This is a genomic window from Leeuwenhoekiella marinoflava DSM 3653, assembly GCF_900129005.1.
Classification (GTDB): Bacteria; Bacteroidota; Bacteroidia; order Flavobacteriales; family Flavobacteriaceae; genus Leeuwenhoekiella; species Leeuwenhoekiella marinoflava.
In genome coordinates, this window is the sequence record NZ_FQUN01000011.1 from 105,009 (window position 1) to 130,181 (window position 25,173).

The following is a 25,173-nucleotide window of genomic DNA, read 5'->3' on the forward strand; positions in this document are numbered from 1 at the left end:
AAACTAAATATTTAGTTCAATTTAGTCAATAATATTTATATCTAATCATTACAACTTCAAAATTTAGCCTCTCGACTTTATAAGCTTAAGCATATCAATTGTGACCTGATCATATTCTTCTTTAGTGAGCGTTTTTCCCTTTTCAGGGACTTCTATTTCTTTACAGTTATCTTCTAATACAATCTCTTTAGCATAAAAAGTATACAAATCATTCACAGAGCCTTCTAAAACCAGTCCAGGAAGTTCATCTAATCCCTGTGGTCCGGCATGAAAATTGAGTTCAGGAGTAAACCAGGCAACTATGCGTTGTTGTTTTGTACTTAAATCATTTACAATTTTACTTTGATATGCTATTGCTTTAAAACACGTATAACCTAAAATAATTTTCTGCTCATCAGTTATCTTCCACTCACTAAACCTATTTTTCTCTAATGTTATATTTAAACATTCTCCGTAGGAACAATTTTGCCTGAAATGGATGGTATCTCTTCTATAAAAAACATCTGTACCACCTGCCAGTGATGCTGCACTTCTGGATTCTCCATTTAGATCTAAGCCTTCAACATATTTAAAAAAATAGGTGTCTTTACAAGCGGTAAGTTTAAAATCAAGATCATTTAAAATAGCCTCTTTACCCTGTAAAACAGTACGGATTTGTGAATTTGTTATCTTTTTATAATCGATAGGCACAAGACGCTTTGCTCTATATGTTACTTTAACATATGGCTTGGTTTGAGCAATTACAGAACTCGAAATAAAAAGAATTAATATAAATAGTCTCATAGATTAAATTTAACAGATCCTGATTAGCAGGATCTGTTAAATTTAATTACTCCATTTTAGAAAATAACTTTAATTATTGAGGTGGCTCCCAGTCAGTGTTCTCACAATCGTGATATGCCTCAGCATATTCTCTCGTATACTCATCGCCAGTTAGACCACTGTCCCTCGCAATGCCTTCTGCCAATGCATGACAAAATCTTGACGCAACATCTTCTTCCTCCATTCCATTAGAAAAGAATGAAGAAAATAATAAAATTGTAAAAAATAATTTGTTTCGAAACATTATAAAAGTAACCATCCAAATATGTTTAATACAATTAAATTCCTTACTTGTAGTATGGCTTTTGTTTTTACAAAAAACCACGATTCTTAGCATTTAAAATAAGCTCACGATCAGACTGATCTTCAACTTCTAAAAGCGCTTTAAGATTACGCTTTCTTTTCTCTACACCGGCTTTAGATAAAAGTAAAATGGCTGGCAGCTCTACCATTTTAGTTCCTATTGAAAGTTCATATAATAGTTTTCGATCTATTTCATCTATATGTACATCTTTAGATATCTCCTTTCTCAATAAATTCAAAACGGTTGAAGTATAATATGGGGGGGTTGTAATAATTGATTGTATCGCGCTTATTAATTCTTCTGGTGTTAGATCATTTTTTATAAGCACCGCCTCAGGATCAATATTCTTAATTAAAGTCCTCAAGCGGTAATTATCATTTAATGATGTAATTACACCGATTTTAGCTTTAGGGTATTTTTTTCTTAAAACAAGTCCTAAATCTTCACCAGATAATATCTTTTGGTTCAAACCTATTGGTAATTGTATATCCAAAAAAATTAAATCACACGTATTCATATAAGAATGGTCATCTATGACAGCTATTGCATCATCAAGATTATGAGCGATTTCTATATTAAAATTTATTGATTGCTTCTTAGAAACAATTTCAAATCCCTGCTTATAAGACTCTACAATTAGAGGGTGATCTTCAATAATTAATACATTGACGGAAGTCATATCGGTATACTATATGTTATTTTGGTTCCTGATGCATCGGATTCAATATACATCCTACCTTTAAAATTATTTATTCGATAGTGTAAATTCTTAAGTCCAATTCCTTGCTTTGGAGTTTTAGCATCAAAACCGATACCATCATCATGTACTATTAGTTTTAAATTTGATAGCTCTATGGTAAACTTTATAAGGCAAGAGGAAGCAAGAGAATGTTTACGTACGTTTTGTAATGATTCTTGTAGAATATAATAGATAGAAATTTTTATACTGCTTTCTAAATTGTTAAAGTTAACTTCTTTCGAGATTTCTAAATCAAAATCTATATCTGAATGGTCATTAAAATCTTGAATCAACTTTTTGATCAACTTTTCAACTCCGTCATTAGAATCGAAATTTGTTGATATAAGATTATGACTTACATTTCGTATATCCTTCTCAATTGCCTGCAGCTCTTCAACATGGTTTTTAGCACTATTATTTGAGTCCTGTCTTATTAAAAATCCCAAAGCCATTCTAGTACCAAAAAGTCTACTTAATATCCCATCATGTAAATCTCTTGAAATTCGTTGACGTTCTGTAATCTCTGCAAGTTCAACTTTATTTTGCTGATCTAGAAGTAAGTTAAGTACCTCTTCATTAGAATCTTTGAGCTTATTTTGCATTTGAGCTTCTCTTAGCTTTATTCGTTGTCGCTGAGAAAAGAAGATTACACATACCAATGCTAGCATTGTAATGGAAGTAATTGTTAACCAAATATTACGTTCATTTAAATTTTTATTTTCTTGAATATAAGTATTTGTTTCATACCGGATACGGGCAAACTTGCTTCTTATGTTTCGCTCTTCGCGAATTAGCTTATCGTTCAATGTAATATATCTGTCTAGATATTCTTGATTTTTGGTAATCTTTTGAAGTTTTAATAAAGCTTCTAATTCGTATTTTGAATTCTTTTCATCTTCAGCTAATGACAATGCTGATTTTAAGTTTAATTGTGAGTTTGTTGAATCTCCTTCAAACAAATAATACTCTGCAAGCCTAATTTTATTTGCCATAATACCGGCCTTATGATCAATACTGTCTCGTATTCTAAGAGCCTCAAGAGAGTATTCTAAAAAGTCTTCGGTATTACCTTGCTTAAATTGAGCGTAAGAATAATTATCTAAAATCATTGCATAAAGGCGAGTATCACTATTCTTGAGGTCTTCGGTTTTTAAGGCTTCCACAATATATTCTAATGCTTTAGCGTAAAATCCGTTTTCTATATAAACAACGGCTATATTATTTAGACTATTTACTATCAATGACTGATCACCTATTCGTGTAGCTATATCAATCGCTTTTTTATGATTAGTTATAGCAGAGTCAAAATCATCAAGACCATTATAAATTATAGCAAGATTATTATATACTGCATATATATCTTTCTTTTTATGGTCTGGCAAAAGTTTAAGCGCTCTAAAAGACGAATTCTCACTCCCAATATAATCTCTGGCTCTCTCTTGAGAAATAGCCATATTGAGCATCATTTTACCTGAATGATACCCATCACCAATAGATCTAAAATTTTGATAAGCCTTATAGTAAGATGCATAAGCGCTATCCAAATACGAATTATTACTGTAAAAGTATGCTAAGTCCCAATATGCATTTGCCAATATTTTTTTATTAGCCAATTGACTTGAAAGTGTTATAGTCTTGCGATTTGTATGCCGAAAAACAGTTGAATCTGAATACAGGAACTTGAGGGAAAGTCTAGATAAAATAGAAAGTCTTAAACTATCATTAACTATACTATCATCAAGATTCTCAACTTCTTCAATGCTTTCTTTGAAAGTGTCTAGATCATCCTTTATTGTTGCAAAATTAGTATTAGGTTGTTTTGAACAGCCTAAAAAACCCCATACGATATAAAAAAATGCAAACTTCCCTAGATTACGAGAAGAGAATATATTTATTATAGAAAATATTCGACTGAACATAAGACTGTAAGGAATTCAAACTTCAAAAAATCCTTATAAAGTAATATAAAAATAAAAACCCTGAAATTCCATTTCAGGGTCAAAAATATGAGAGATGAAAATCAATCTTCAGGATCTCTCGGTTTCTCTTGATTGTTTTCATTACCAGAATCACTAACGACATTGATATCATTCAGCATTTTGTCCGGTTCACAACTTATAGTTACTACGATTGTAGCTAATAAAAAAAGTGAAAGGAGTAAATTTCTTAATTTCATATTGAAGTTTTTAAATAGTAACCTGAAACTTCAATTGGATCCAATCTCCCGTTTATCGGGGCTTCATTGCTGTTAACACTGTAATATTACTTGAATCCCGTATCCTATTATAATTATTATGAAACTAGATTGTATCTCTCCCTTAACGGGTGGTAAACTGCTTAGTTTTAAGGGTAATTAACTGGATAAGGAGATGTCACTTTTACCCAAGATATCTTTTAAATCATCTACGTTTTTTTTATAAGTTCGCGAGAAGGGTACTGAAAATGAATGCATCCCATCCTCAAAAAATAGTAAGGATTTATTATAATTTATACGGCGGACAGCCGTCGCATTAATAATATAACTGTTATGAATTCGAAAAAAACATTTAGGTAGTTTCCTTTCAAAATACCCTAAAGACTTAAAGGCAGTTACTTCTTTTTCTTTTTTAAGAAAAATATCGGTAGTATTATTATCTGCCTTAAGAAATAATATCTCATTAATCATTAAAAAGCGATAATCTGAATAAGATTTTAAACAAATCATCTCGCAATCTTTTCTTTCTACTTGTATTTTATTTTGAAATTTCAATAAACTTTTTCGAATTTCTAGTTCTTTTAGAGGTGTAATCAAGTAGTCATTGAATCCTGCTTTTAATGCTTCATAAGCGTAATTCTTGGTAGAGGAAATTCCTATTAAAATTGGAGAATTAGATAGATAAGAAATAATTTCTTCAAATGGCTTTAACCCTGATTTTTTAAATACCGGATGATCAAAGTCTACTATAAGAATTGAAGGAGGAAATTGAATAATAGTGTTATAAGCTGAATCAAGATCAAAAGGATAAAAATTAAAAACACAATTGGAATTATCAAATGATTGAAAAAATCTAATCACTTCTAAGTCTCTTGAGATTACAGAACATTTCAACTTCATACTTCATCAAGCTATCAGCTCTTTTAGATTAAACATTTATTAGCAACTATATTCTCAAGATATTAAATCACTAATCTTTTTACAGAATCAAACACCTTACTTCTAGTATGGACTTTACTTTTTAGGAAAATTATTAACTCGACAAAGCCTCACTTCTTTTAAGAAACCCTTAGCTTCTAAATCCTTATCTTTGCAGCTTACTTTTATTTATGATTGAAGAGAATAAAATAGAATATGAAAAAACCGTGTTAATCGGTTTGATTACGCAGTTTCAGGACGAAGAAAAAGCCACAGAATATCTGGATGAACTGGAGTTTCTGGCGTATACCGCAGGGGGTGAAGTATTGAAACGCTACACTCAAAAAATGGACACGCCAAACCCGAAAACCTTTATAGGTACCGGGAAGATGGAAGAAGTGCGCGCTTATGTAGATCAGTATGAGATAGGTACTGCTATTTTTGATGATGAATTAAGTCCGGCGCAGCAAAAGAACATTGAAAAAATACTGAAGTGTAAGGTTATAGACCGTACCAACCTGATACTTGATATTTTCGCCCAGCGTGCGCAAACCAGTTATGCCCGTACACAAGTAGAACTGGCGCAATATGAATATTTACTACCCAGACTTGCCGGTATGTGGACACACTTGGAGCGTCAACGTGGAGGTATTGGGATGCGTGGTCCCGGTGAAACAGAGATCGAGACCGATAGACGTATTGTGCGCGATCGTATTTCCCTATTAAAAAAGAAGCTGGAAAAGATAGACCGTCAACAGGCCGTACAACGCGGTAACCGTGGAGCTCTTGTGCGTGTAGCCCTTGTAGGATATACAAACGTGGGTAAGTCTACTCTGATGAATGTGATTAGTAAAAGTGAGGTTTTTGCCGAAAACAAACTCTTTGCAACTCTGGACACCACCGTTAGAAAAGTGGTTATACGCAACCTGCCTTTTCTTTTAAGTGATACGGTAGGATTTATTAGAAAACTGCCTACACAGCTGGTAGAATCGTTTAAAAGTACCTTAGACGAGGTGCGCGAAGCTGATTTACTCCTGCACGTGGTAGATATTTCACATCCACAGTTTGAAGATCATATTGCTTCGGTAAATCAGATTATGGATGAAATTGGAGGTTCTGATAAACCCATGCTGATGGTATTCAATAAAATTGATGCGTACACGCATAAAACCATAGATGACGATGATTTAGTGACCGAACGTACCGAAGAGCATTTCACTCTGGAAGAATGGGAACGTACCTGGATGTCTCGTATGGATGGCGATGCAATCTTTATTTCTGCGTTGAACAAAGACAATATGGAAGCTTTCCGTAAGACAGTTTATGAGCGTGTGCGTGAGATTCACATTACTCGTTTTCCATATAACAATTTTTTATATCCGGAATATGACTTGTATACCGGTGAGGAAGAAGAAGAATAAAAGAACATTATTAAATAGAAAAAGTCCGATACTTTGCAGCATCGGACTTTTTTATGAGTTGAAATTGAATTTTAAATTAGAATGAATACGTCAATCCTAATAAATAATACGATTGTAATTGGCTATCTAGATTATCAAAGTTAGGTTCTGTACCTACACTTCCGTTGTCTGCAAATTGCTCCAATTGATACTCAAGATTTTCTTGTTTGTTTCCTCTTAAACCAAACTCAAAACCAACTCCAATATTATTGAAGAGTTTATAGTTGAATGAGTTAATCCAAGTAAAGTTTGAGTAATCACTACTCGTATAGCTTTGGAAGGCAGACAGGTTAGATTTAAAAGCTATTTTACCAATCTGACGCGTGTAATCTGCAACAATCTTAGCACCTAATGAAGATTCGTATACTGTTTCACCAGTACTAAAAACAAAATTATAGTTTAATGGATGCACCACAACCGTAAGGTTATTTACAGGGGTCCAGGTCATACCGACACCCACATCAAGATAACCCGGATCATTAAAGTTATCAAGAATCGTAGTACGGTATTCACCTAAAGTAGAAACTGCAAGTTTTTCAGATAATTTATAACCGTATAAAGAAGTGATATTAAAAACATCTGTCGCGTTGCGGAAACTATCATCATCTGTAGGATCGTCACGATCGTCAAACTTTACCCAACCTAAATTGAGGTTTAATGCATTTCTCCAAAAATACTTATCAGCTTTTTTATTAGCGAAAGCATTTACGGTAGCACCTACAGTTGCAGAAGAAACATTAGGATTCCCTTGAGAATACCAGCTGTTGAACCAGCTAAAGTTCGCACCTACGGTACCAAATGCACCAAATTTCCAACCCGGAAGGTTATCAATCTGAGATTGTATCGATTTTACTTCTTTTTGAAGTTTTGCGATTTCGGCTTTTTTAGGAGCCATTTCTTCCTTTAATTCTTCTTCGGTCTTATCCTGAGCATACACTGAAGTTAGTGTACACATCATAAGAAAAACAAATAGTATTCTTTTCATAGTTCTGCTTGTTTACTTTTGGCAAAGATACTTAAAGTACCTTTTTTAAGAAGGCGTAAACACTAAGAAAAAGCAAATTTTGAGAAATTGCTATTTGGCTTTAAAAAGCGGAACAGAAGAACAAGCCTCGCCAAACATGAGGCTTTTTACTACGGTTTGTAGTTTTTGGGTAAGTAAAATATATGCGTTTTGCGGTACAGGTTTATTAGAACAACCTTTAACAATCACATACTCATTATCGTATTCTGAAACATCAAACTCCTGAATAACTTCAGTATATAAAACGGTCTCTAAATCAGTGAGTGAGCCTACAATTATTTTTTTTGCAACAGATTGTAAATAGGTAGTAACAAGCATATAAGCCCACGCAGGTACAATAGCATCTGTGCTACACTGCAACGCCACATAAGAATTCTCATAAACAGACCAGTCAAAGGCTTTTAAGCTTTCGCGAAAGTCTTTTTCACGCAAAATAAAACCTTCGGTAAGCCATTGAGAAATATCAATAACCTCCCGCTGTCCGGCAGGATATAAATCCTCCAGATTAAAAGTTTTAAGCTTGCTGTTTGCTACTCTGTTTATGATTTCTTCCATAAAAATAGATTGAAGGTTTAAAGCAGTCCTAGCTCTAATTTTGCTTCTTCACTCATTAAATCTTGCGTCCAGGGTGGGTCAAAAGTAATCTCAACTTCACAGTCTTTTACCATATCTATGGTCTTAACTTTTTCCTCTACTTCTACAGGAAGCGTTTCTGCTACGGGGCAGTTAGGAGTTGTAAGCGTCATTAAGATTTTGGTCTCATAATCTTCATTTACAAAAACGTCATAAATAAGCCCAAGCTCATAAATATCTACCGGAATTTCCGGATCGTAAATGGTTTTTAATACGCGAACAACCTTTTCGCCTAACTCTTGTGTATCTATTTCTTTTGTATCGCTCATCGTTCTAATCTTTAGTGTTTTTGTCGATTGCTTGTTGTGTCCTTACAAACATATATATAATTCCGCCTGCCACAATCAGAAAGGCTAAGAATGTAAGACAGCTTGATTCATAAGCCTTTAGAATTGCGAATGCTGAAACAGCTGTCTAAATCGTAAAAATAGCACCGACTTCTAACATGCGCAAGGAAGAATATTTTTGAGCAAAGGCTCAACTGTCTTGATTCTTCATAGACTTTGCAGTACCGTAACCGTAAAGATGATTGATCTTTTTCGGTAAAAACTTGTACATAAAAACTGCTATAATTAGAGACACAACATCACTTAATAATGTCCAAGTGAAGCTATTATCTAAATACATAATCAGTTTCCGGCTTTAGCCTGATAGGCTATTGCATATAATTTAATCTGTTTGATCATACTTACCAAACCATTTGCACGGGTTGGTGACAAATGCTCTTTAAGACCTATCTTATCTATAAAAGAAGTGTCTGCATCCAAAATTTCCTGAGGTGGTTGCCCGGAAAAAGAACGGATTAAGATAGCGATTATTCCTTTTGTAATGATAGCATCGCTATCTGCAGTGAATTCAATTTTATCTTCGTTTAGATCTGCATGAACCCACACTTTGCTTTGACAACCTTTAATAATATACTCGTCTGTCTTGTATTTTTCTTCAATAAGTGGCAACGATTTACCCAACTCTATCATGTATTCATAACGTTGCATCCAGTCGTCAAACATCTCAAACTCTTCTACAATCTCCTGTTGTATTTCTTGAATACTACTCATAATCATTAGTCGTCTTTTGCTGTTAAAATCAGCGTATTTTCAGCATTATAGAGATTCAATTTCCCTTTTTTGATAGAAAAAGTATTAGCCTTCAATAATGCTTGAAAAAAGTTATATTCTAGGGATGTACCTTCAGGACACATCATTTTTGTTGATATCGCAGGCGAAAACTTAATGCTTTCTCCACTTACAACATATGTAGAACTATAACTATTACAAACTCCTCTACCGTTCACTTGCCCCGTATCTTCATTAAAAATAATGGTCATCTCTTTATCTGCGATAGAATCTGTTTTTACAGATTGTACAATGTATTTACCCTTCGGCCCTTGCATCTTTTTGTTCGTTGATTTACATGACGTAAAACCTACTAAACCAAATATAACCAATGCTATAACTATTCTCATACCGCTATTATTTTAAATATGAAATTACTAGTATTCCTTGAAATACTCGCAAATCGAAAGGTTAAAATTAACTCAACATATTTTTAGCACGCTCAACAGCAGCTACTAATACATCAATCTCTTCTTTAGTATTATAAAACGCAAATGAAGCACGTACGGTACCGGGAATCTTATAAAAATCCATAATAGGTTGTGCACAATGATGACCGGTACGAACGGCAACACCCAATTTGTCTAGGATTGTCCCAATATCATACGGATGAATTCCTTCAATATTAAACGAAATTACAGCGGTTTTTTCTTTAGACTCTCCATAGATTCGGAGTCCGTCTATTGCTTTTAATTTCTCTGTGGCGTATTCTAAAAGTTCGTGCTCATACGCAGCAATAGTATTAAAACCTATCGCATTCATATAGTCTAGAGCAGCACCAAAAGCAATACCCCCACAAATATTTGGGGTACCGGCTTCGAATTTATGCGGTAAGCCGGCATAGGTTGTTTTTTCAAAAGTAACTTGATCTATCATCTCACCACCACCTTGATAAGGAGGTAATTGATCCAGCCATTTCTCTTTACCATAGAGCATTCCAACTCCAGTAGGTCCGCACATTTTATGACCAGAAACCACATAAAAATCAACATCAAGCGCTTGAACGTCCGCTTTAATATGCGGAGCAGCCTGCGCGCCATCAACCAAAACAGCACCGCCTACGGCGTGTGTTTTTTCAATAATAAATTCAATAGGATTTACGGTTCCTAGCGCGTTGCTTACGTGATTTACAAAAACCAGTTTTGTTTTATTTGAAAGCAATTCTTCAAAGGCACTCATATCAAGCTCTCCGCTATCTGTCATTGGGATAACTTTAAGCACAGCACCAGTTTTCTCACACAACATTTGCCAAGGCACAATATTAGAATGATGCTCTAATGCCGAAACAATCACCTCATCCCCTTGCTTTAAAATTTCGGCATAGCCTGAAGCTACAATATTGATTCCGTGTGTCGTCCCGGAAGTAAAAAGTGTTTGATATGCATTAGGTATATTAAAATGCTTTTGCAATTTGATACGCGCCTGCTCATAAGCATCTGTTGCTTCTTGAGAAAGCGCGTGAACACCACGGTGAATATTCGCATTATAGTTAGAATAATAATCTACAATAACAGCTATTACCTGTTGTGGCGTTTGGGAAGTCGCAGCATTATCAAAATACACCAAAGGCTTCTCATTGACCTTTCGGTTTAGAATAGGGAAATCCTTCCTTATACTTTTGACATCAAAGGTTAAAGGTGTGCTGACGCTAGCCATAACTGAATTTTTGAAAATTTATAGAATAAGAAAACGTACGCTACAGGTCAAAACCAATATTAACGCCCAACTTATCTGCGATAAGATTGGTAATACGCGCTTTTAACTGTGGAATTTTTACACTCTCCAGAACGTTATTAGCAAACGCATACATCAATAAAGCACGACCTTCTTTGACACCAATACCGCGGCTACGCATATAGAATAAAGCATCTTCATCAAGCTGACCAATAGTACAACCGTGAGAACAACGCACATCGTCTGCAAAAATTTCTAATTGTGGTTTTGAATTGATCGAAGCTTTATCGCTAATCAAGATATTGTTGTTAGACTGATACGCATTAATCTTTTGCGCAATCGCATCTACCACAATTTTACCATTGAATACGCCGGTAGATTTATCATCAAAAATACCTTTGTAATCCTGATGACTCTCGCAGTTAGGCTGCTTGTGATGCACCAATGTGTTGTGATCTACGTGCTGCTTGTCTTCGATTATGGTAACACCTTTAAGAATAGAATTATTATGTTCTCCATTCTGATAGAAATTAAGGTTGTTTCGCGTTAGTTTTCCTCCAAAAGAAAAAGTATGCACCGAAACTTCACTAGATTCTTGCTGATCTATATGCGTGTTATCTATTAAAGAAGCATTTTCTTTATCATTTTGAATTTTATAATAATCTACTCTTGCGTGTTTTCCGGCGTAGATTTCTGTAACCGAATTAGTAAAAACCGCATTAGAATTTAAACTCTGATGACGCTCAATAACTTGTACTTCTGCATTTTCTTCAGCAACAATCAAATTACGCGGTTGGAGCATCAAATTGGCTTCGTTACCTGTAGAAAAATGAACGATTTGTATCGGTTTATTTACAGCTCTACTTTTAGGAACATAGATATATGCTCCTTCTTTTGCAAAAGCAGTGTTTAAAGCCGTAAGGCTTTCTTTTTTAGCAATTTTATTGAAATACACATCAATCACCTGCTTGAATTTTGGCTTTATAAGTGCCGAACTCAACAAACAAACATCCACACCATCGTGTGTAGTTTCAGAAAGATACGAACTGTAAACGCCATCAATAAACACAATTTTGTAAGTGTCTATATCATTCAAAAAATACTTCTTAACGTCTTTAAATTCAAGAGCATCGTCTGCGTGAGAAACCAAACTGTAATCTGGTTTTGTCAAGCTGTTTAAAGAAGTGTATTTCCAGTTCTCATCCTTTCGGGTAGGAAAACCGTGTTCTTCAAACACTTTAATAGCTTCATCTTTAATATCGTGAATGCTATTATCAAGATCTGCGTTCTCCTGAAAAGTCAGGTATGATGATAATAATTTATCTTTTAAACTCATAGTTAAATTCAATATTCAAAGTTTAAGAATTCAAGATTTACCTTGAAACTTACTTCCTTTGAGTTCTGTTTTATTCAAATAGTTTATAAAACCTGCTATTTGCTTATTTAATTGCTCACATTTTAATGTAAGTCCTTCTAACTGGTCTGCTCTGTAAAACGCCAATCATAAACGTATAATTGCGATCTCCTTGCTTCTGCAGCATCTTTTGCAATTGATAAAAATTGCCGTAATTCTAAATTACTGTTTCGCTCAAAACCTTCAGCTATATTATCCATAACACTTCCGATTGAACAACAATCTAATCCCTTAATTTGAAATTATTTTTGAGTTTTACCCTCTTAACAATTCCAATAATATCCAGCACCAAAATCCTTGCATCAAGCCAAATTATAAATCTTCAAATCGCTTAATAGCAATTTTGAAGCTTGAATGACTTTAGGCAGTTAATTCAGCTTTTACCCAGTCGTAACCTTTTTCTTCCAGTTCAAGTGCTAATTCTTTACCACCAGATTTTACGATTTTACCGTCTACAAGAACATGTACAAAATCTGGAACGATATATTCTAGCAAGCGCTGATAATGTGTAATAACAATAACTGCATTGTCTTTACTACGCAATTTATTCACACCGTTAGAAACAATACGCAACGCATCAATATCCAAACCGGAATCTGTCTCATCAAGAATAGCAAGCTTAGGCTCTAACATTGCCATTTGAAAAATCTCATTACGCTTTTTCTCTCCACCTGAAAATCCTTCATTCAAGGAACGAGATAAGAATTTACGATCGATTTCTAAAAGCTCAGATTTTTCACGGATCATCTTTAGCATATCACTAGCTGGCATATCCTTAAGACCTTTAGCTTTACGCGTTTCGTTGATTGCAGTTTTGATGAAATTAGTTACCGAAACTCCAGGTATCTCAACAGGATATTGAAACGAAAGAAAAATACCTTTATGAGCGCGCTCTTCAGCATCTAATTCTAAAATAGATTCGTTTTCAAATAAGATATCACCACCGGTTACTTCATATTCTTCCTTTCCTGCTACAACAGAAGACAAGGTACTTTTACCAGAACCGTTAGGTCCCATAATAGCGTGAACTTCTCCTGCTTTTACTTTAAGATCAATCCCTTTTAGGATGTCTTTGTCTTCTATACCTGCATTCAGATTTTTTATCTCTAACATATTCTAAATTCTTTAGGCTGATTTATAATGCCTTTTTCTGATATTCTTAATTTATTATCCTACTGAACCTTCTAATGAAATCTCTAATAATTTCTGAGCTTCAACAGCAAATTCCATTGGTAATTTATTCAGCACTTCTTTACTGAAACCGTTTACAATCAATGCGATTGCTTTTTCGGTATCTATACCGCGCTGGTTACAGTAGAAGATTTGATCTTCACCAATTTTACTTGTCGTAGCCTCGTGCTCTACACGTGCTGTTTTATTTTTAGCTTCGATATACGGGAAGGTATGCGCCCCACATTTATTACCCATCAACAAAGAGTCACACTGTGAAAAATTCCGTGCGTTATCAGCTCTGCTGTTTATCTGCACCAGACCACGGTAACTGTTTTGAGATTGACCGGCAGAAATACCTTTAGAGATAATGGTACTCTTTGTATTTTTACCCAAGTGAATCATTTTTGTACCCGTATCTGCTTGCTGAAAGTTATTCGTTACAGCAATCGAGTAAAATTCTCCGATTGAGTTATCACCTTTCAAAATACAACTAGGATATTTCCAAGTTACAGCACTACCCGTTTCAACTTGCGTCCAAGAGATTTTTGCGTTTTTCTCACACAATCCTCGTTTAGTCACAAAATTGTAAACTCCGCCTTTACCTTGATCATTACCAGGATACCAGTTCTGTACCGTTGAATATTTAATCTCTGCATCGTCCAGAGCTATCAATTCTACAACTGCAGCGTGCAACTGATTTTCATCACGGGAAGGAGCAGTACAACCTTCCAAATAACTCACATAACTACCTGCATCAGCAACAACAAGTGTTCTTTCAAACTGACCGGTACCGGCCTGATTGATTCTGAAATAAGTAGAAAGCTCCATTGGGCAACGTACGCCTTTAGGGATATAACAAAAAGAACCATCACTAAAAACTGCACTGTTTAAGGCAGCATAAAAGTTATCCTTCTGCGGAACTACCGAACCAATATATTTCTTTACTAATTCAGGATGTTCTTTTATCGCTTCAGAAATTGAACAAAAAATGATTCCTTTTTCAGCAAGTGTTTTCTTAAAAGTTGTTGTTACCGAAACAGAATCCATAACCACATCAACCGCAACACCTGCAAGCTTTTTCTGCTCATCAAGAGAAATACCTAAACGCTTGAATGTATCTAACAATTCAGGATCTACCTCATCAAGATTATCGTATTTCGGCTTTTTTGAAGGAGCTGAATAATACGAAATGTTCTGAAAGTCTGGTTTTGCATAATGCACATTAGCCCACTCTGGCTCTTCCATCGTTTGCCAATACCTAAAAGCTTCAATACGCCAGTCAGTCATCCATTCCGGCTCACCTTTTTTTAAAGAAATTGCTCGCACAACATCTTCGTTCAAACCATTAGGAAACGTTTCAGATTCAATATCTGTGTAGAATCCGTATTTGTATTCTTTGGTCGCTAACTCTTTTTCTAAATCGTCTTCTGTATACGCCATATACTTTATCTAATCTGTTTATTACAAACAGTAATTATCATTATTATAGTGAAAAACTCTCTCCACAACCGCAGGTGCGTTGTGCATTGGGATTGTTAAAGACAAAACCTTTACCATTCAATCCCCCACTGTATTCTAAAACAGTACCTATCAGATAGAGAAAACTACGCTTATCAACAATCAATTTGATATTGTTATCTTCAAACAATTTATCTTCTTCCTGAAGACTTTTATCAAATTTCAGCTCATAAGACAAACCACTACAACCGCCACTCTTCACTCCTACTCTAACGTAGTCTCTAACAGCATCATAACCCTCCTCACTCATAAGGCCGGCTATTTTCTTTTTTGCTTCTTCGCTTACTTTAATCATAATACTTCTTAATTGGTACAAATATACCATATAAGTAGTGTTTTACCATAGAACCTTACATTAAACTATCTTATAAAATAATAAAGGAATCATATAGCGGAAGGTGCTCACTATTTGTTTTTACTATAATTGATTCAATCTGCAAACTAAAAACCAGATGACTCCTGATTTGAGCATCATTTCACAAAGATTTTTGTTTTAAAACCGTCTTCAATATCGGGTTTCGTTTATTCCATTTAACTTTGCAGGCAAAAGCAAGGCTATTATGTTTGACAATAAAGATCAATCCCGAACCTCATTAAGCGATTTGGGCGAATTTGGACTTATAAATCATCTGACTCAGAATTTTACCATACGCCAAAACAGTACCGTAAAAGGTATTGGTGATGACGCTGCTATTATAGATACTGAAGGTAAACAACTGGTGGTAACTACAGATCTTCTGGTTGAAGGCGTACACTTTGACCTCAGCTTTATGCCTTTAAAACATTTGGGATACAAAGCCGTAATGGTTAATCTTTCTGATGTGTATGCGATGAATGCTGAAGCAACACAGATCACCGTTTCTATCGCGGTTTCTAACCGTTTCCCACTTGAAGCGCTTGAAGAATTATATGCCGGGATTGAACTGGCCTGCTCGATTTACAATGTTGATTTAATAGGTGGGGACACAACTTCAAGTACAAAAGGTTTGCTAATAAGCGTAACCGCGTTAGGTACCGCTGAACCGGAAGCCCTTGTAAAGCGTGACGGCGCTAAAGATGGAGATCTTCTAGTTGTATCCGGCGACCTCGGTGCATCATACATGGGCTTGCAAGTCTTAGAACGCGAGAAACAAGTTTATAAGGTAAATCCTAATGCGCAACCTGATTTGGAACCGTATTCGTATATCATAGAACGCCAGCTGAAGCCTGAAGCCCGCAAAGATATTATTGAATTACTTAAAAAGATGGAAGTAAAACCTACTTCTATGATAGACATAAGCGATGGCTTGTCATCAGAAATCATACACCTCTGCAAAAGCTCTAAGACAGGTGTACGTCTATATGAAGAGAAGATTCCATTAGACCCCCAACTAATTAATGTTTGTGAGGAATTTGAAATTGACAGCACAACAGTAGCATTAAGCGGCGGTGAAGATTATGAATTGTTATTCACCATCACTCAGGAGGATTACGAGAAAGTAAAAGGCAATCCGCATTTGACTGTAATCGGTCACATCACCCCAGAAAGCGATGGGATGAATTTGATCACAAGAGCAAATACTTCAATCCCTATTGTCGCAAGAGGATGGAATGCTTTAAAAGAGGAAGATTAATCTTTCCGAGAAAACCTCAAAATCATCAATTTGGAACTAGGAAGTTAAGCGGAACGGCGCCTTGCGTTCTTAAAAACATAGAACTTCTCCATAACTTCGTTAATACGTCTTAATTTTGGAGTTAGCGCTTCAAGTTCGCCAAAGTCATTTTCAGTGAATTGTTTTTGGCAATGCGAACACTCATATTCTTTTTTATTCGTTTGATAGGAACGGAGAATAGCATACCTATGTCCAAATAATTTACACTGTAATCTTTTAAACGGGTTTTTGGTTTGGGCTTTGATGCTCATGATGTAGGGAAAATTTATGAAGTTAGCTTCCCAAATTTAACAAAACAAAACGTTAAAAATACACTTTTAACCGTCTAAATACTCAAGCGGTAATAGATCATAGATATTCTCAATATAAAACTTATATTTTGAGAATATTTTAGATATAACAGCTAAAAATCAGATTATTAAAAAATAGTACAGTACAAACACGAGCTTAAAAATTCAACAAAAGAGCTAAAACAGCATCAAAATTTTCGATAGTAAGCATATGACCGCCAGCTAAAACGTTTATTTCCACATCAAAATCGTCAAAATTTTCTTGCATTTTCTCAGCAGATATCAAAGTATCTTGATCTCCTAAAATCATCCATTTTTTGAAATGGGCTTGTTTCCAAAGCACGGTATTCTCAAAACGTAATGACATTCCGTTTTGACAAGCGATATATCCTTCAATAGGAGTTTTTAATGCTTCTTCTTTTGTGTAAGAAATTTCCTCTTTAAATTTTGCTCTTAACTCTTTTGAAAAAAGATTTGCCACAGACATAGAGATCATGGCTTTATAATTCTTTTGAGCAACAGCTATACCATGTTGCCTCAATTGCCTTCGGGCATCTGTATCAGCTTCCGGAGTAGAATTTAAAAGACACACACCCGTAGTTTTTTCAGGAAACAAAGCTGCAAAAGCCAGAGCTACATACCCACCCATAGAGTGGCCTACAAACTTAACTTGAGTCACACCGAGATTGTCAAAAAGAACCTGAAGCGCTACAGCCATTTTACTCATCGTGTTGTCACCAGACAAAACTTCGGTATTTCCATGACCAGGCAGGTCTACTATGATAATGTGATTATTTAGTGACAATTGCTCTATAAAAGGTAACCACATTTTACGATTCTCTAAAAATCCATGCAGTAAGCAAAGGGTATCTCCTCTCCCAAATTCCTCATAAAATAGACTGCTTTGCACTTTAGTTGGCTTCATTTTATTTTATCTTTCGGGTGGAAAGTTACATCGTGTATGAGTTTTAAAAAAGAAACACTGATTACAGGTTTCGCTATATTTTCACTTTTTTTTGGAGCAGGAAACTTAATACTGCCCCCATTATTGGGTTATAATTCTGGTAACCAATGGTCTTTGGTCGCGCTGGGTTTTATTATTTCAGCAGTAATTATTCCGATTTTAGGAATTTTTGCACACGCTCGATTACAAGGCACTATGCTTGATTTCGCTTCAAAAGTCCACCCTAAATTCAGTCTCATTTTTTGCATATTGGTGTATTTGGTTACCATCACATTACCGGGACCGCGAACCGCCTCGGTAACTTATGAAATGGCGCTTCAGCCCTATTTTACGCTGAGCTCACTCACACTGAGTTCTATTTATTTTGGTCTGGTTTTACTATTTGCACTCAACCGCTCAAAAATTTTAGATCTATTGGGCAAGTATTTGACACCGCTTTTACTCATTACACTTACAACTATAATCAGCATAGCCTTTTTTGCCGAATTACCACAGGCAACTAACAGCTCTATAACAAACCCGGTACGCTCTGGTATTTTAGAAGGTTACCAGACTTTTGATGCCATTGGTGCGATTGTCATCGGCGCAGTGATAGTTATTTCGTTGAACCTCAGAAATCATGAGGATACTCAAATCAAAAAAGGCATTCTAAGACGTGCAGCTATCTTAGCCGGCGTAGGTTTATTTAGTATTTATGCAGGTCTCATTTATATAGGTTCATTATACCGAAACAGCATAGAAAACCCATCGCGTACCGATATACTCTCCTTCTTAAGCTACGAGACTTTAGGAAGTGGCGGCCGTATTATTTTAGCCTTTTTAGTAAGTCTCGCTTGCTTTACTACAGCAGTAGGAATTGTAACCGGGACAGCAGATTTTGTAAAAGGACTTTTTAAAAATTCGCAAAATGCCTATGTTATTACGGTGATTTTAGGCTGCCTAATCGGTGTAATCATCGGGCAAACCGGAGTAGCTTATATTATCGAAATCGCAGTACCTGCGCTCCACTTTATCTACCCGCTAGTCATTGTTTTAATACTATTGAATGCGCTGCCAGAACATTATACTTCCCGGAAGATATTTAGAATTGTCGTTATTACTACCATGATTTTTAGCATTCCTGACTTTTTAAAAAGCCTGAACATATTGAATCTTGAAAATGCAAAACAACTCATCCCACTAGCTGAATATGGCATCGCGTGGTTTGTTCCTGCACTGCTTTCTTATGGTATTGCGCTTAGCATTGAACATTTTACCAGCAAACCAGAACCCTTAAATCCTGAAGAATAATGGCTAAAAGAGGAACACCTAAGAACGGAAAAAATAAGGCGAAGCATACCAAGCTTCTTAAACAGAAAAAGGAAAAACTACGTAAAGAAAAAGAAGCTAGAGCCGCAAAACTCAAAGCGATTATCACCGCGTCTAAATCTAATGAAGCGTAAGCAAAAGCTTATTCTTGATGACGCACTCACATCATATTATGAAAGCAACACCAACTTTAATTTGTATACCAGACATTAGTGGGTTTACTCAATTTATGCGTGAAGCAAACTTTGAATTGACCTCCCAGGTCATTCCAGCTTTGTTAAACGAAATAATCTATGCGAATACTTTAGACCTCAAAGTCTCAGAGATAGAAGGCGACGCTGTTTTATTTTTTAGAAAAGGAGAACTCCCTGATCTCGCGTCACTCATAAAGCAATGCAAAACATTTTATACCGATTTCTACAAGCGTATTTTAAAACTGCATAAGAAACACAAATCTGAAGAAGATGCTATTGCAATACCAGAAATTCTAGGTCTTAAGATCATCTTGCATTATGGCGAAGAGATTGCAATGGTACCCATAGGCAATCGTATTAAACTCATGGGTGAAGATGTTATAACTGCACACCGACTTTTAAAAAACAACATTGAAATCGATGAGTATATTCTAATCTCAGAACAACTCTATAAACATTTCTCTCCAGAAGAATTTAAAAAATACTGTGATTGGGCTCCGTTGGAAAAACAAGCTATAGACTTTGAGCATCTGGGCACTATCAATTACCACTACATCAATCTTGAACCGCTAAGACAGAGCTAAGCGCATTCAACAAAAACAAATATTGAATTTTAACTAAGAAATTTTATACAGAACCCTATTTTTGCGCCGTAAATTATCTTGTAGTAAATCCATAAGATAATGTATCGAAACAAGTTTAAATTTTGGAATAAAACCCGAAGCATCTCAATCTCGAATATCGAGTGAAAAATCTAGTACTCATTTTTGCTTTTCTTATGGTTCTGCGCCCGGCATTTCCATTTTTAGAATATGCTTTTGATTACGAATACATAAGTACTGTTCTTTGTGAAAACAAAGATGTCCCTAAGCTCAATTGTAACGGGAAATGTTACCTTATGAACGCGCTTGCTGAAGCTTCAGAAAAAGAGTCTAACACAAAAAAGAAAAGCAACACTGCAAATGTAGAGCTGCTTCCTTTTATACTAACAGCAAGTGATTTTACAATTCCTGTAAAATTTGTAGAAACTACATTTGTTCCGTTCTCGTTTGCTTCAAAGTTCATCAGCCGGGAAACCTCTCAAAGCCTCTTACGCCCGCCCATCGCTTAGTTTAGTCCTATTTTTTTTATAAACTAAACTTTTAAGCAATGAACATTTTCAATAAATGTCTCGTGGTTTTTGCGTGTATCACACTATCTGCAAGTATGAGTTCTTGCGATGCTAATGCAGCACTACGTGACCAATACAACACCTTATTTACAGAAGTAATAGCCATTCACGATGAGATTATGCCAGAGATGGGTAAACTCACTGAATTACAAGAACAACTTCAAGCTCAAGATTCGATGACTCCTGCTCAGCAAGAGATCCTAGACAAACTCAAGGAAACAGACCGAAGCATGATGTCTTGGATGCACGATTTTACAGACACCTATGTAAAAGACCGCACGCCGGTTGCTAAAATGACCGCAGCAGAGCTTAAAGAAAACATTGAAGGCTTAGAAACCGAACTTGATGAAGTTAAAGAACTGCGTGATTTCACAAATGAAAGCATAGCATTGGCTCAAAAAAATCTTAACTAAGGAATTATCTGTTGAAGTTTTTCTGGCCTCTTTTTGCTGCTTTTATCATGCTGCAACCTGCTGTACCCATACTCAACTATGTATTCAATTACGATTACATAGTAGACGAGTTATGTGTAAACCGGGATCGCCCAGAGCTTAATTGTAAGGGTCGCTGCTATTTGATGCAAGCACTTGCCGATGAAGCTTCAAAGAAAAAAGATGCGCAAGAGCGCGGTGCCAAAAACAACCTTCAGTTAACAATCACCTACTTCTTGGAGCACACTGCTGCCTGGGAGTTTGAACTCCTAAAACCCAAACCAAAAAATAAAGTAGAGGACTGCTATAATCGCGCAGTTACCTCAGGACATAGCAATCAAATCTTAAGACCACCCATTTTCAGCTAATTATATAGAACAGCCACAGCATTTAATTTTCAAAGTTGAATATTAAAACCGCTGTGCAAATACTTCAGGCAAACGCCTGACACATCCCATATGGGAAAAAAGTAAACTACCTCGGGGCAAGCCCACGAGGTATTCATTAAAAAAAAATTAATTTCGAGGCAAGCCTAGGTATTAAACCCTTTGGCGGCGCCAATAAATTCTAATAATTACTGAAATGACAACATTAAAAAGATTTCAATACTTGATTTTAGCCGCTGGGCTAGTTCTCACTTCGTGTTCATCAGACGATGACGCTACTCAAAACCTAACAGGAGAAAACAACCTTAGGATAGAATTTGACAACAGTGTAAATGGTGATGATTTACTCTTAAACAGTTCAACCTACACAAACAGTAATGGTGAGGTACTTACCATAAATCGTTTCAATTATATTGTAAGCAACTTTGTGTTAATCGATACCGAAGGAAATGAATACACCTATCCTAAAGACGATAGTTATTTTGTTATTAGCGAAGAAGCAGGTTTAAGCGAAATAACGTTGACTAATATTCCTGCCGGCGATTATGTTGCAGTACGCTTTGGCCTAGGCGTAGACCAGGAAAAATACCTGCAAGGCGCAGCAGGTCAGGGAGATTTTCTTCAGCTGGCTGAAGAAACAAACATGATGTGGTCTTGGCTTGCTGGTTATAAATTCTTGAATTTCGAAGGTACGTTTACTTCTCCCACAGTAACTGAAGCTACTAGTTTTCAGATTCATATGGGAAGCCATGGCAGCAGTTTAGACAACTACAAAGAACTCACTTTAGAACTGCCTACAAATGCATTAGTAAGTTCAACCCTGAGCCCTATTGTACATCTAGCTGTTGATGCCAATCAAATTCTTGACGGTAACACTAAAATTGTATTGTCTGAAAAAGCGGTAGTGATGATTGACGAAGTTAAAAGTCCGCAAATTGCGACCAATGCTGCGACTATGTTTCGGGTAGATCACGTGCACAATGGTGAGAATCTTGAGCATTAATTAATACTAAAGCGTAGCATTTATAATGCTACGCTAAATTTTTATTATGAAATACAGTATTAAACTTGCTTTAAGCATGGTAGTGCTCAGTCTGATTTTTGCATGTAGCAAAAGTGACGACACAGACTACTTTGCTTTAGATGAAAACCTAGAAGTTAGTATACCGGCTAATTTTCCGGAGATGCACTATGACATCAGTAAAAATCCGCCTACAAAAAACGGATTCGAACTGGGTAAAAAATTATTTTATGATGGCAAATTATCATCCAACGGATTCATTTCCTGTGGTTTTTGTCACGAGCAACGCTTTGCCTTTACGCATCACGGACATCAATTTAGCCACGGTATAGACGATCTGGAAGGAACCCGAAATGCACCGGCTGTTCAAAACATGGCTTTTCAAAGTCAATTCTCATGGGATGGCGGCACCTCTCATCTTGATTTATTTCCCATCATACCTATTACTAATGAGGTTGAAATGGGAGAAACCATAAGTAACGTGCTTACAAAACTACAAGCAGATAGCGAATATCAACGCTTGTTTGCTTCGGCTTTTGAAGACGGTTCGGTTAATAACGAAAACTTCTTTAAGGCGCTTTCACAATTTATGGTGATGATGATTTCGTCTAACTCTAAATACGACAAATACGTACGGAATGAGACTGGCGGTGAATTTTCAGAACTAGAAAAAGAAGGATTGGGTGTTTTTGAAACCAAGTGCGCTTCCTGTCACAAAACCGATCTATTTACAGATAGTGCCTTTAGAAATAATGGCCTTCCTCCCTATCCCGGAATTAACGATCTAGGCCGAGCAGCAGTTAGCGGCAGCACCGCAGACCACTATAAGTTTAAAGTACCCAGTTTGCGTAATGTAGCTGTCACAGCTCCATATATGCATGACGGGCGTTTTGGAAGCTTGGCTTCTGTACTCAATTTTTACAATTCGGGGGTGCAAGATTCTGAAACCTTAGATCCCATATTAAAACAAAATGGAAGATTAGGAATAGCTCTCAGCGCTACAGAGCAAGAAGCTCTAATCGCATTTTTAAACACACTTACAGATTCTGAATACCTCAACGATAAGCGTTTTGCAGAATATTAAAAAAGAAATCAAATGAAAAAATATATAACTACTTGCTTAATTGTAGCGGCAGTTTTTTCGGTACAAGCTAAAACAAGCGAGACCAAAATTATAGATCCTGAGATCAATCCGTTTTATAAATACGATTATGAAGACTGTGATTTTTGCGGTTGCGGAAGTACCGGTGGTGGTATGGGTTATGGTACGGTAGGCAACGAAAATTTTGTAGGCCTGCGCTACATTTACCAACGTTACCAATCCAGAGACGGAATTTTTAATAATTCGCCTTGGGTAGAAGAAAACTTCAACACCCTACAACTTTGGGGTAAAATTCCAATTACCGAAAAACTGAGTGTAACTGCAATTGTTCCGTATCATTTTCATCACCGTAATTTTGTAGATCGAACTTCACAAGACATCAATGGTTTGGGAGATGTGAGTGTGTTAGCATTTTACGCACTAATCACTCCGGTTCCTAATGGTTTGTATGAAAATCAAATTACAAAATACAAACACAGCCTTGAAGTAGGTGGTGGTGTAAAATTACCTACTGGCGAATACAAGCGTTCTAACAATGAAGGCAGTGTAAATCCAAGTTTTCAAGTGGGTACAGGAAGTCTTGATTACATTTTAGCCGCGAACTATTCAGTAGGGTATGAAAACTGGGGCTTGGGCTTGATGACGAATTATACCTTTAAAACCGAAAACAAAAAAGACTATCATTTTGGCGATCAATTCACTTACGGAATCAATCTTTCTAAAGTGTACAACACCCTTAAAATAGATAAAATCATTCCGTTTATAGGTCTGGCAGGCGAAGTTTATTCTGAAAATGAGAGCTACGGTTTACCTGTTGCAGATACCGAAGGCAATGTGCTTTTTGGACGCTTAGGCGCTGAAGTTTCACTAAAAAAATTAAGTGCCGGTGTCAATTTAATGCTTCCGGTAAGTCAAGATTTAAATGATGGTAAAGTAGAAGCTAAATACCGCTTAGGACTTCACTTCAATTATATGTTATAAACTAATTAGTAGTGTTCGTGGACAGTTCTACGAGAAGTTCCCGAACACTAACAATTAAAAACTCTTCTATTATTTTCTTAGCAGACGCGTAAGAAAACGCCTTTTTGAACTGGCAGGGTACTTTCGATGCTTAGTAAGGTTGTTAAAAACCAGAGCGGTTACAAAAAGAATCAAGGTTCCTGTTAACACCGGAGAAAGAACATACCCATACCCTAGTTCACTGATTTTTGTGTTTCCTATAATGGCTATTAATGCTGTAGCACCACCGGGTGGGTGTAAGGTCTTTGTAAACTGCATAGCGATTATAGAAGTTGCCACAGCCAGAGGCGCTGTGAGCCAGATAATATCTGGCATAAATTTACCTATCGTAACACCAATAACAGCTGAAATTAGGTGACCTCCTATTAAATTTCTAGGTTGAGCCATAGGACTGTTTATCGCTCCGTAAATCAAAACACTAGAAGCCCCAAAAGAACCGATTAAGAAAATAGTTTCTAGTTCTGGTAAAAACTGAGATTGCACCCAAGCGATAAGTCCGATCCCTATAAATGCCCCCACAAATGACCAGAAATACTCTTTATAGTCAACAAAAGTTTCTTTGTAAATAATGTATTTAGAAATCCTATACGTTCTTCTTACAGTTCTTTTAGGCATTGGATATTAACTTTTATAATTGTGTCTCTGA

At 36.0% G+C, this 25,173-nt stretch carries 30 protein-coding genes; 11 read left to right on the forward strand and 19 right to left on the reverse strand.

The features are described from left to right. Positions 1-63 precede the first annotated feature (63 nt). The 5 genes from BUB91_RS11140 to BUB91_RS11160 form a co-directional block, all read right to left on the reverse strand. Positions 64-783, reverse strand: coding sequence for a GLPGLI family protein (locus tag BUB91_RS11140; RefSeq protein ID WP_073099317.1), 720 nt, complete (start codon positions 781-783; stop codon positions 64-66). A gap of 350 nt (positions 784-1,133) precedes the next feature. Further along, positions 1,134-1,805, reverse strand: a complete 672-nt coding sequence (locus BUB91_RS11150) for a response regulator (RefSeq protein ID WP_073099319.1) — start codon at positions 1,803-1,805, stop codon at positions 1,134-1,136. Further along, on the reverse strand, positions 1,802-3,784 hold the full coding sequence (locus BUB91_RS11155) for a tetratricopeptide repeat-containing sensor histidine kinase (RefSeq protein WP_073099320.1): 1,983 nt from the start codon (positions 3,782-3,784) through the stop codon (positions 1,802-1,804). Before BUB91_RS11155 ends, BUB91_RS11150 begins: the two co-directional genes overlap by 4 nt. A 101-nt stretch (positions 3,785-3,885) precedes the next feature. Beyond that, a complete protein-coding gene (locus BUB91_RS21040) occupies positions 3,886-4,041 on the reverse strand; it encodes a hypothetical protein (protein ID WP_164917858.1) in 156 nt (51 codons plus the stop codon). Positions 4,042-4,218: 177 nt separating this feature from the next. Further along, positions 4,219-4,959: a LytR/AlgR family response regulator transcription factor gene (locus BUB91_RS11160; RefSeq protein ID WP_073099321.1), complete on the reverse strand. Its 741-nt coding sequence runs from the start codon at positions 4,957-4,959 to the stop codon at positions 4,219-4,221. 209 nt (positions 4,960-5,168) lie between these two features. Here BUB91_RS11160 and hflX point away from each other — a divergent pair, with 209 nt between their 5' ends. Beyond that, a complete protein-coding gene (hflX, locus tag BUB91_RS11165; protein ID WP_073099322.1) occupies positions 5,169-6,398 on the forward strand; it encodes a GTPase HflX in 1,230 nt (409 codons plus the stop codon). 76 nt (positions 6,399-6,474) lie between these two features. Here the strand turns inward: hflX and BUB91_RS11170 are convergent, their stop codons facing one another. The 11 genes from BUB91_RS11170 to BUB91_RS11220 form a co-directional block, all read right to left on the reverse strand. Further along, positions 6,475-7,422, reverse strand: a complete 948-nt coding sequence (locus BUB91_RS11170; protein WP_073099323.1) for a DUF3078 domain-containing protein — start codon at positions 7,420-7,422, stop codon at positions 6,475-6,477. Positions 7,423-7,512: 90 nt separating this feature from the next. Beyond that, positions 7,513-8,016 carry a DUF2480 family protein gene (locus BUB91_RS11175; RefSeq protein ID WP_073099324.1) on the reverse strand — a complete coding sequence of 168 codons (504 nt, stop codon included), beginning with the start codon at positions 8,014-8,016 and terminating at the stop codon, positions 7,513-7,515. Positions 8,017-8,033: 17 nt separating this feature from the next. Continuing rightward, a complete protein-coding gene (locus BUB91_RS11180) occupies positions 8,034-8,363 on the reverse strand; it encodes a DUF59 domain-containing protein (protein WP_073099325.1) in 330 nt (109 codons plus the stop codon). A 360-nt stretch (positions 8,364-8,723) separates the two neighbouring features. Further along, a complete protein-coding gene (locus tag BUB91_RS11185) occupies positions 8,724-9,152 on the reverse strand; it encodes a SufE family protein (protein WP_073099402.1) in 429 nt (142 codons plus the stop codon). A 5-nt stretch (positions 9,153-9,157) separates the two neighbouring features. Beyond that, positions 9,158-9,559, reverse strand: coding sequence for an META domain-containing protein (locus BUB91_RS11190; RefSeq protein ID WP_073099326.1), 402 nt, complete (start codon positions 9,557-9,559; stop codon positions 9,158-9,160). A gap of 67 nt (positions 9,560-9,626) precedes the next feature. Further along, the gene (locus BUB91_RS11195) at positions 9,627-10,865 is read right to left on the reverse strand and encodes an aminotransferase class V-fold PLP-dependent enzyme (protein ID WP_073099327.1); all 1,239 of its coding nucleotides are present in this window, start codon (positions 10,863-10,865) and stop codon (positions 9,627-9,629) included. Between the two features lie 40 nt (positions 10,866-10,905). Beyond that, on the reverse strand, positions 10,906-12,219 hold the full coding sequence (gene sufD / locus BUB91_RS11200; protein WP_073099328.1) for a Fe-S cluster assembly protein SufD: 1,314 nt from the start codon (positions 12,217-12,219) through the stop codon (positions 10,906-10,908). A gap of 137 nt (positions 12,220-12,356) precedes the next feature. Continuing rightward, on the reverse strand, positions 12,357-12,497 hold the full coding sequence (locus BUB91_RS21560) for a four helix bundle protein (protein WP_317041343.1): 141 nt from the start codon (positions 12,495-12,497) through the stop codon (positions 12,357-12,359). 160 nt (positions 12,498-12,657) lie between these two features. After that, positions 12,658-13,410, reverse strand: coding sequence for a Fe-S cluster assembly ATPase SufC (gene sufC, locus BUB91_RS11210; RefSeq protein WP_073099329.1), 753 nt, complete (start codon positions 13,408-13,410; stop codon positions 12,658-12,660). A 54-nt stretch (positions 13,411-13,464) separates the two neighbouring features. After that, entirely contained in the window at positions 13,465-14,910 is a 1,446-nt protein-coding gene (sufB, locus tag BUB91_RS11215) for a Fe-S cluster assembly protein SufB (protein WP_073099330.1), read from the reverse strand. Positions 14,911-14,953: 43 nt separating this feature from the next. Continuing rightward, positions 14,954-15,283: a HesB/IscA family protein gene (locus BUB91_RS11220; RefSeq protein WP_073099403.1), complete on the reverse strand. Its 330-nt coding sequence runs from the start codon at positions 15,281-15,283 to the stop codon at positions 14,954-14,956. A gap of 265 nt (positions 15,284-15,548) precedes the next feature. Between BUB91_RS11220 and thiL the strand changes: the two genes are divergently transcribed. Further along, positions 15,549-16,601, forward strand: a complete 1,053-nt coding sequence (thiL, locus tag BUB91_RS11225; protein WP_073099331.1) for a thiamine-phosphate kinase — start codon at positions 15,549-15,551, stop codon at positions 16,599-16,601. A 44-nt stretch (positions 16,602-16,645) separates the two neighbouring features. Here thiL and BUB91_RS11230 read toward each other — a convergent pair whose 3' ends face one another. Together BUB91_RS11230 and BUB91_RS11235 are read right to left on the reverse strand one after the other, a co-directional pair. Continuing rightward, positions 16,646-16,891 carry a DUF1660 family phage protein gene (locus tag BUB91_RS11230; RefSeq protein WP_073099332.1) on the reverse strand — a complete coding sequence of 82 codons (246 nt, stop codon included), beginning with the start codon at positions 16,889-16,891 and terminating at the stop codon, positions 16,646-16,648. A gap of 196 nt (positions 16,892-17,087) precedes the next feature. Further along, entirely contained in the window at positions 17,088-17,855 is a 768-nt protein-coding gene (locus tag BUB91_RS11235; RefSeq protein ID WP_073099333.1) for an alpha/beta fold hydrolase, read from the reverse strand. 36 nt (positions 17,856-17,891) lie between these two features. Here BUB91_RS11235 and brnQ point away from each other — a divergent pair, with 36 nt between their 5' ends. The 9 genes from brnQ (at position 17,892) to BUB91_RS11275 (ending at position 24,488) form a co-directional block, all read left to right on the forward strand. Beyond that, a complete protein-coding gene (brnQ, locus tag BUB91_RS11240) occupies positions 17,892-19,184 on the forward strand; it encodes a branched-chain amino acid transport system II carrier protein (RefSeq protein WP_073099334.1) in 1,293 nt (430 codons plus the stop codon). Further along, the gene (locus BUB91_RS21045; protein ID WP_164917859.1) at positions 19,184-19,336 is read left to right on the forward strand and encodes a hypothetical protein; all 153 of its coding nucleotides are present in this window, start codon (positions 19,184-19,186) and stop codon (positions 19,334-19,336) included. The genes brnQ and BUB91_RS21045 overlap by 1 nt, the downstream gene beginning before the upstream one ends. A 38-nt stretch (positions 19,337-19,374) precedes the next feature. Further along, on the forward strand, positions 19,375-19,980 hold the full coding sequence (locus BUB91_RS11245; RefSeq protein WP_073099335.1) for a DUF2652 domain-containing protein: 606 nt from the start codon (positions 19,375-19,377) through the stop codon (positions 19,978-19,980). Positions 19,981-20,141: 161 nt separating this feature from the next. Further along, positions 20,142-20,507, forward strand: coding sequence for a hypothetical protein (locus BUB91_RS11250; RefSeq protein WP_073099336.1), 366 nt, complete (start codon positions 20,142-20,144; stop codon positions 20,505-20,507). 38 nt (positions 20,508-20,545) lie between these two features. Further along, the gene (locus BUB91_RS11255) at positions 20,546-20,980 is read left to right on the forward strand and encodes a hypothetical protein (protein WP_073099337.1); all 435 of its coding nucleotides are present in this window, start codon (positions 20,546-20,548) and stop codon (positions 20,978-20,980) included. Between the two features lie 11 nt (positions 20,981-20,991). After that, positions 20,992-21,366, forward strand: a complete 375-nt coding sequence (locus tag BUB91_RS11260) for a hypothetical protein (RefSeq protein WP_083557924.1) — start codon at positions 20,992-20,994, stop codon at positions 21,364-21,366. A 214-nt stretch (positions 21,367-21,580) separates the two neighbouring features. Next, positions 21,581-22,387: an MbnP family protein gene (locus tag BUB91_RS11265; protein ID WP_073099338.1), complete on the forward strand. Its 807-nt coding sequence runs from the start codon at positions 21,581-21,583 to the stop codon at positions 22,385-22,387. 46 nt (positions 22,388-22,433) lie between these two features. Then, on the forward strand, positions 22,434-23,489 hold the full coding sequence (locus BUB91_RS11270) for a cytochrome-c peroxidase (RefSeq protein WP_073099339.1): 1,056 nt from the start codon (positions 22,434-22,436) through the stop codon (positions 23,487-23,489). Between the two features lie 12 nt (positions 23,490-23,501). Continuing rightward, positions 23,502-24,488 (forward strand): transporter family protein, encoded by a 987-nt coding sequence (locus BUB91_RS11275; RefSeq protein ID WP_073099340.1) that lies wholly within the window; start codon positions 23,502-23,504, stop codon positions 24,486-24,488. A 69-nt stretch (positions 24,489-24,557) separates the two neighbouring features. Here the strand turns inward: BUB91_RS11275 and BUB91_RS11280 are convergent, their stop codons facing one another. Continuing rightward, positions 24,558-25,142, reverse strand: coding sequence for an HPP family protein (locus BUB91_RS11280; RefSeq protein ID WP_073099341.1), 585 nt, complete (start codon positions 25,140-25,142; stop codon positions 24,558-24,560). Between the last annotated feature and the right edge of the window lie 31 nt (positions 25,143-25,173).

Bases quoted from the DNA above. Each gene is read 5' to 3' on its own strand.
- BUB91_RS11140 (WP_073099317.1), bottom strand. From the start codon at position 783: ATGAGACTATTTATATTAATTCTTTTTATTTCGAGTTCTGTAATTGCT.
- BUB91_RS11150 (WP_073099319.1), bottom strand. From the start codon at position 1,805: ATGACTTCCGTCAATGTATTAATTATTGAAGATCACCCTCTAATTGTA.
- BUB91_RS11155 (WP_073099320.1), bottom strand. From the start codon at position 3,784: ATGTTCAGTCGAATATTTTCTATAATAAATATATTCTCTTCTCGTAAT.
- BUB91_RS21040 (WP_164917858.1), bottom strand. From the start codon at position 4,041: ATGAAATTAAGAAATTTACTCCTTTCACTTTTTTTATTAGCTACAATC.
- BUB91_RS11160 (WP_073099321.1), bottom strand. From the start codon at position 4,959: ATGAAGTTGAAATGTTCTGTAATCTCAAGAGACTTAGAAGTGATTAGA.
- hflX (WP_073099322.1), top strand. From the start codon at position 5,169: ATGATTGAAGAGAATAAAATAGAATATGAAAAAACCGTGTTAATCGGT.
- BUB91_RS11170 (WP_073099323.1), bottom strand. From the start codon at position 7,422: ATGAAAAGAATACTATTTGTTTTTCTTATGATGTGTACACTAACTTCA.
- BUB91_RS11175 (WP_073099324.1), bottom strand. From the start codon at position 8,016: ATGGAAGAAATCATAAACAGAGTAGCAAACAGCAAGCTTAAAACTTTT.
- BUB91_RS11180 (WP_073099325.1), bottom strand. From the start codon at position 8,363: ATGAGCGATACAAAAGAAATAGATACACAAGAGTTAGGCGAAAAGGTT.
- BUB91_RS11185 (WP_073099402.1), bottom strand. From the start codon at position 9,152: ATGAGTAGTATTCAAGAAATACAACAGGAGATTGTAGAAGAGTTTGAG.
- BUB91_RS11190 (WP_073099326.1), bottom strand. From the start codon at position 9,559: ATGAGAATAGTTATAGCATTGGTTATATTTGGTTTAGTAGGTTTTACG.
- BUB91_RS11195 (WP_073099327.1), bottom strand. From the start codon at position 10,865: ATGGCTAGCGTCAGCACACCTTTAACCTTTGATGTCAAAAGTATAAGG.
- sufD (WP_073099328.1), bottom strand. From the start codon at position 12,219: ATGAGTTTAAAAGATAAATTATTATCATCATACCTGACTTTTCAGGAG.
- BUB91_RS21560 (WP_317041343.1), bottom strand. From the start codon at position 12,497: ATGGATAATATAGCTGAAGGTTTTGAGCGAAACAGTAATTTAGAATTA.
- sufC (WP_073099329.1), bottom strand. From the start codon at position 13,410: ATGTTAGAGATAAAAAATCTGAATGCAGGTATAGAAGACAAAGACATC.
- sufB (WP_073099330.1), bottom strand. From the start codon at position 14,910: ATGGCGTATACAGAAGACGATTTAGAAAAAGAGTTAGCGACCAAAGAA.
- BUB91_RS11220 (WP_073099403.1), bottom strand. From the start codon at position 15,283: ATGATTAAAGTAAGCGAAGAAGCAAAAAAGAAAATAGCCGGCCTTATG.
- thiL (WP_073099331.1), top strand. From the start codon at position 15,549: ATGTTTGACAATAAAGATCAATCCCGAACCTCATTAAGCGATTTGGGC.
- BUB91_RS11230 (WP_073099332.1), bottom strand. From the start codon at position 16,891: ATGAGCATCAAAGCCCAAACCAAAAACCCGTTTAAAAGATTACAGTGT.
- BUB91_RS11235 (WP_073099333.1), bottom strand. From the start codon at position 17,855: ATGAAGCCAACTAAAGTGCAAAGCAGTCTATTTTATGAGGAATTTGGG.
- brnQ (WP_073099334.1), top strand. From the start codon at position 17,892: ATGAGTTTTAAAAAAGAAACACTGATTACAGGTTTCGCTATATTTTCA.
- BUB91_RS21045 (WP_164917859.1), top strand. From the start codon at position 19,184: ATGGCTAAAAGAGGAACACCTAAGAACGGAAAAAATAAGGCGAAGCAT.
- BUB91_RS11245 (WP_073099335.1), top strand. From the start codon at position 19,375: ATGAAAGCAACACCAACTTTAATTTGTATACCAGACATTAGTGGGTTT.
- BUB91_RS11255 (WP_073099337.1), top strand. From the start codon at position 20,546: ATGAACATTTTCAATAAATGTCTCGTGGTTTTTGCGTGTATCACACTA.
- BUB91_RS11265 (WP_073099338.1), top strand. From the start codon at position 21,581: ATGACAACATTAAAAAGATTTCAATACTTGATTTTAGCCGCTGGGCTA.
- BUB91_RS11270 (WP_073099339.1), top strand. From the start codon at position 22,434: ATGAAATACAGTATTAAACTTGCTTTAAGCATGGTAGTGCTCAGTCTG.
- BUB91_RS11275 (WP_073099340.1), top strand. From the start codon at position 23,502: ATGAAAAAATATATAACTACTTGCTTAATTGTAGCGGCAGTTTTTTCG.
- BUB91_RS11280 (WP_073099341.1), bottom strand. From the start codon at position 25,142: ATGCCTAAAAGAACTGTAAGAAGAACGTATAGGATTTCTAAATACATT.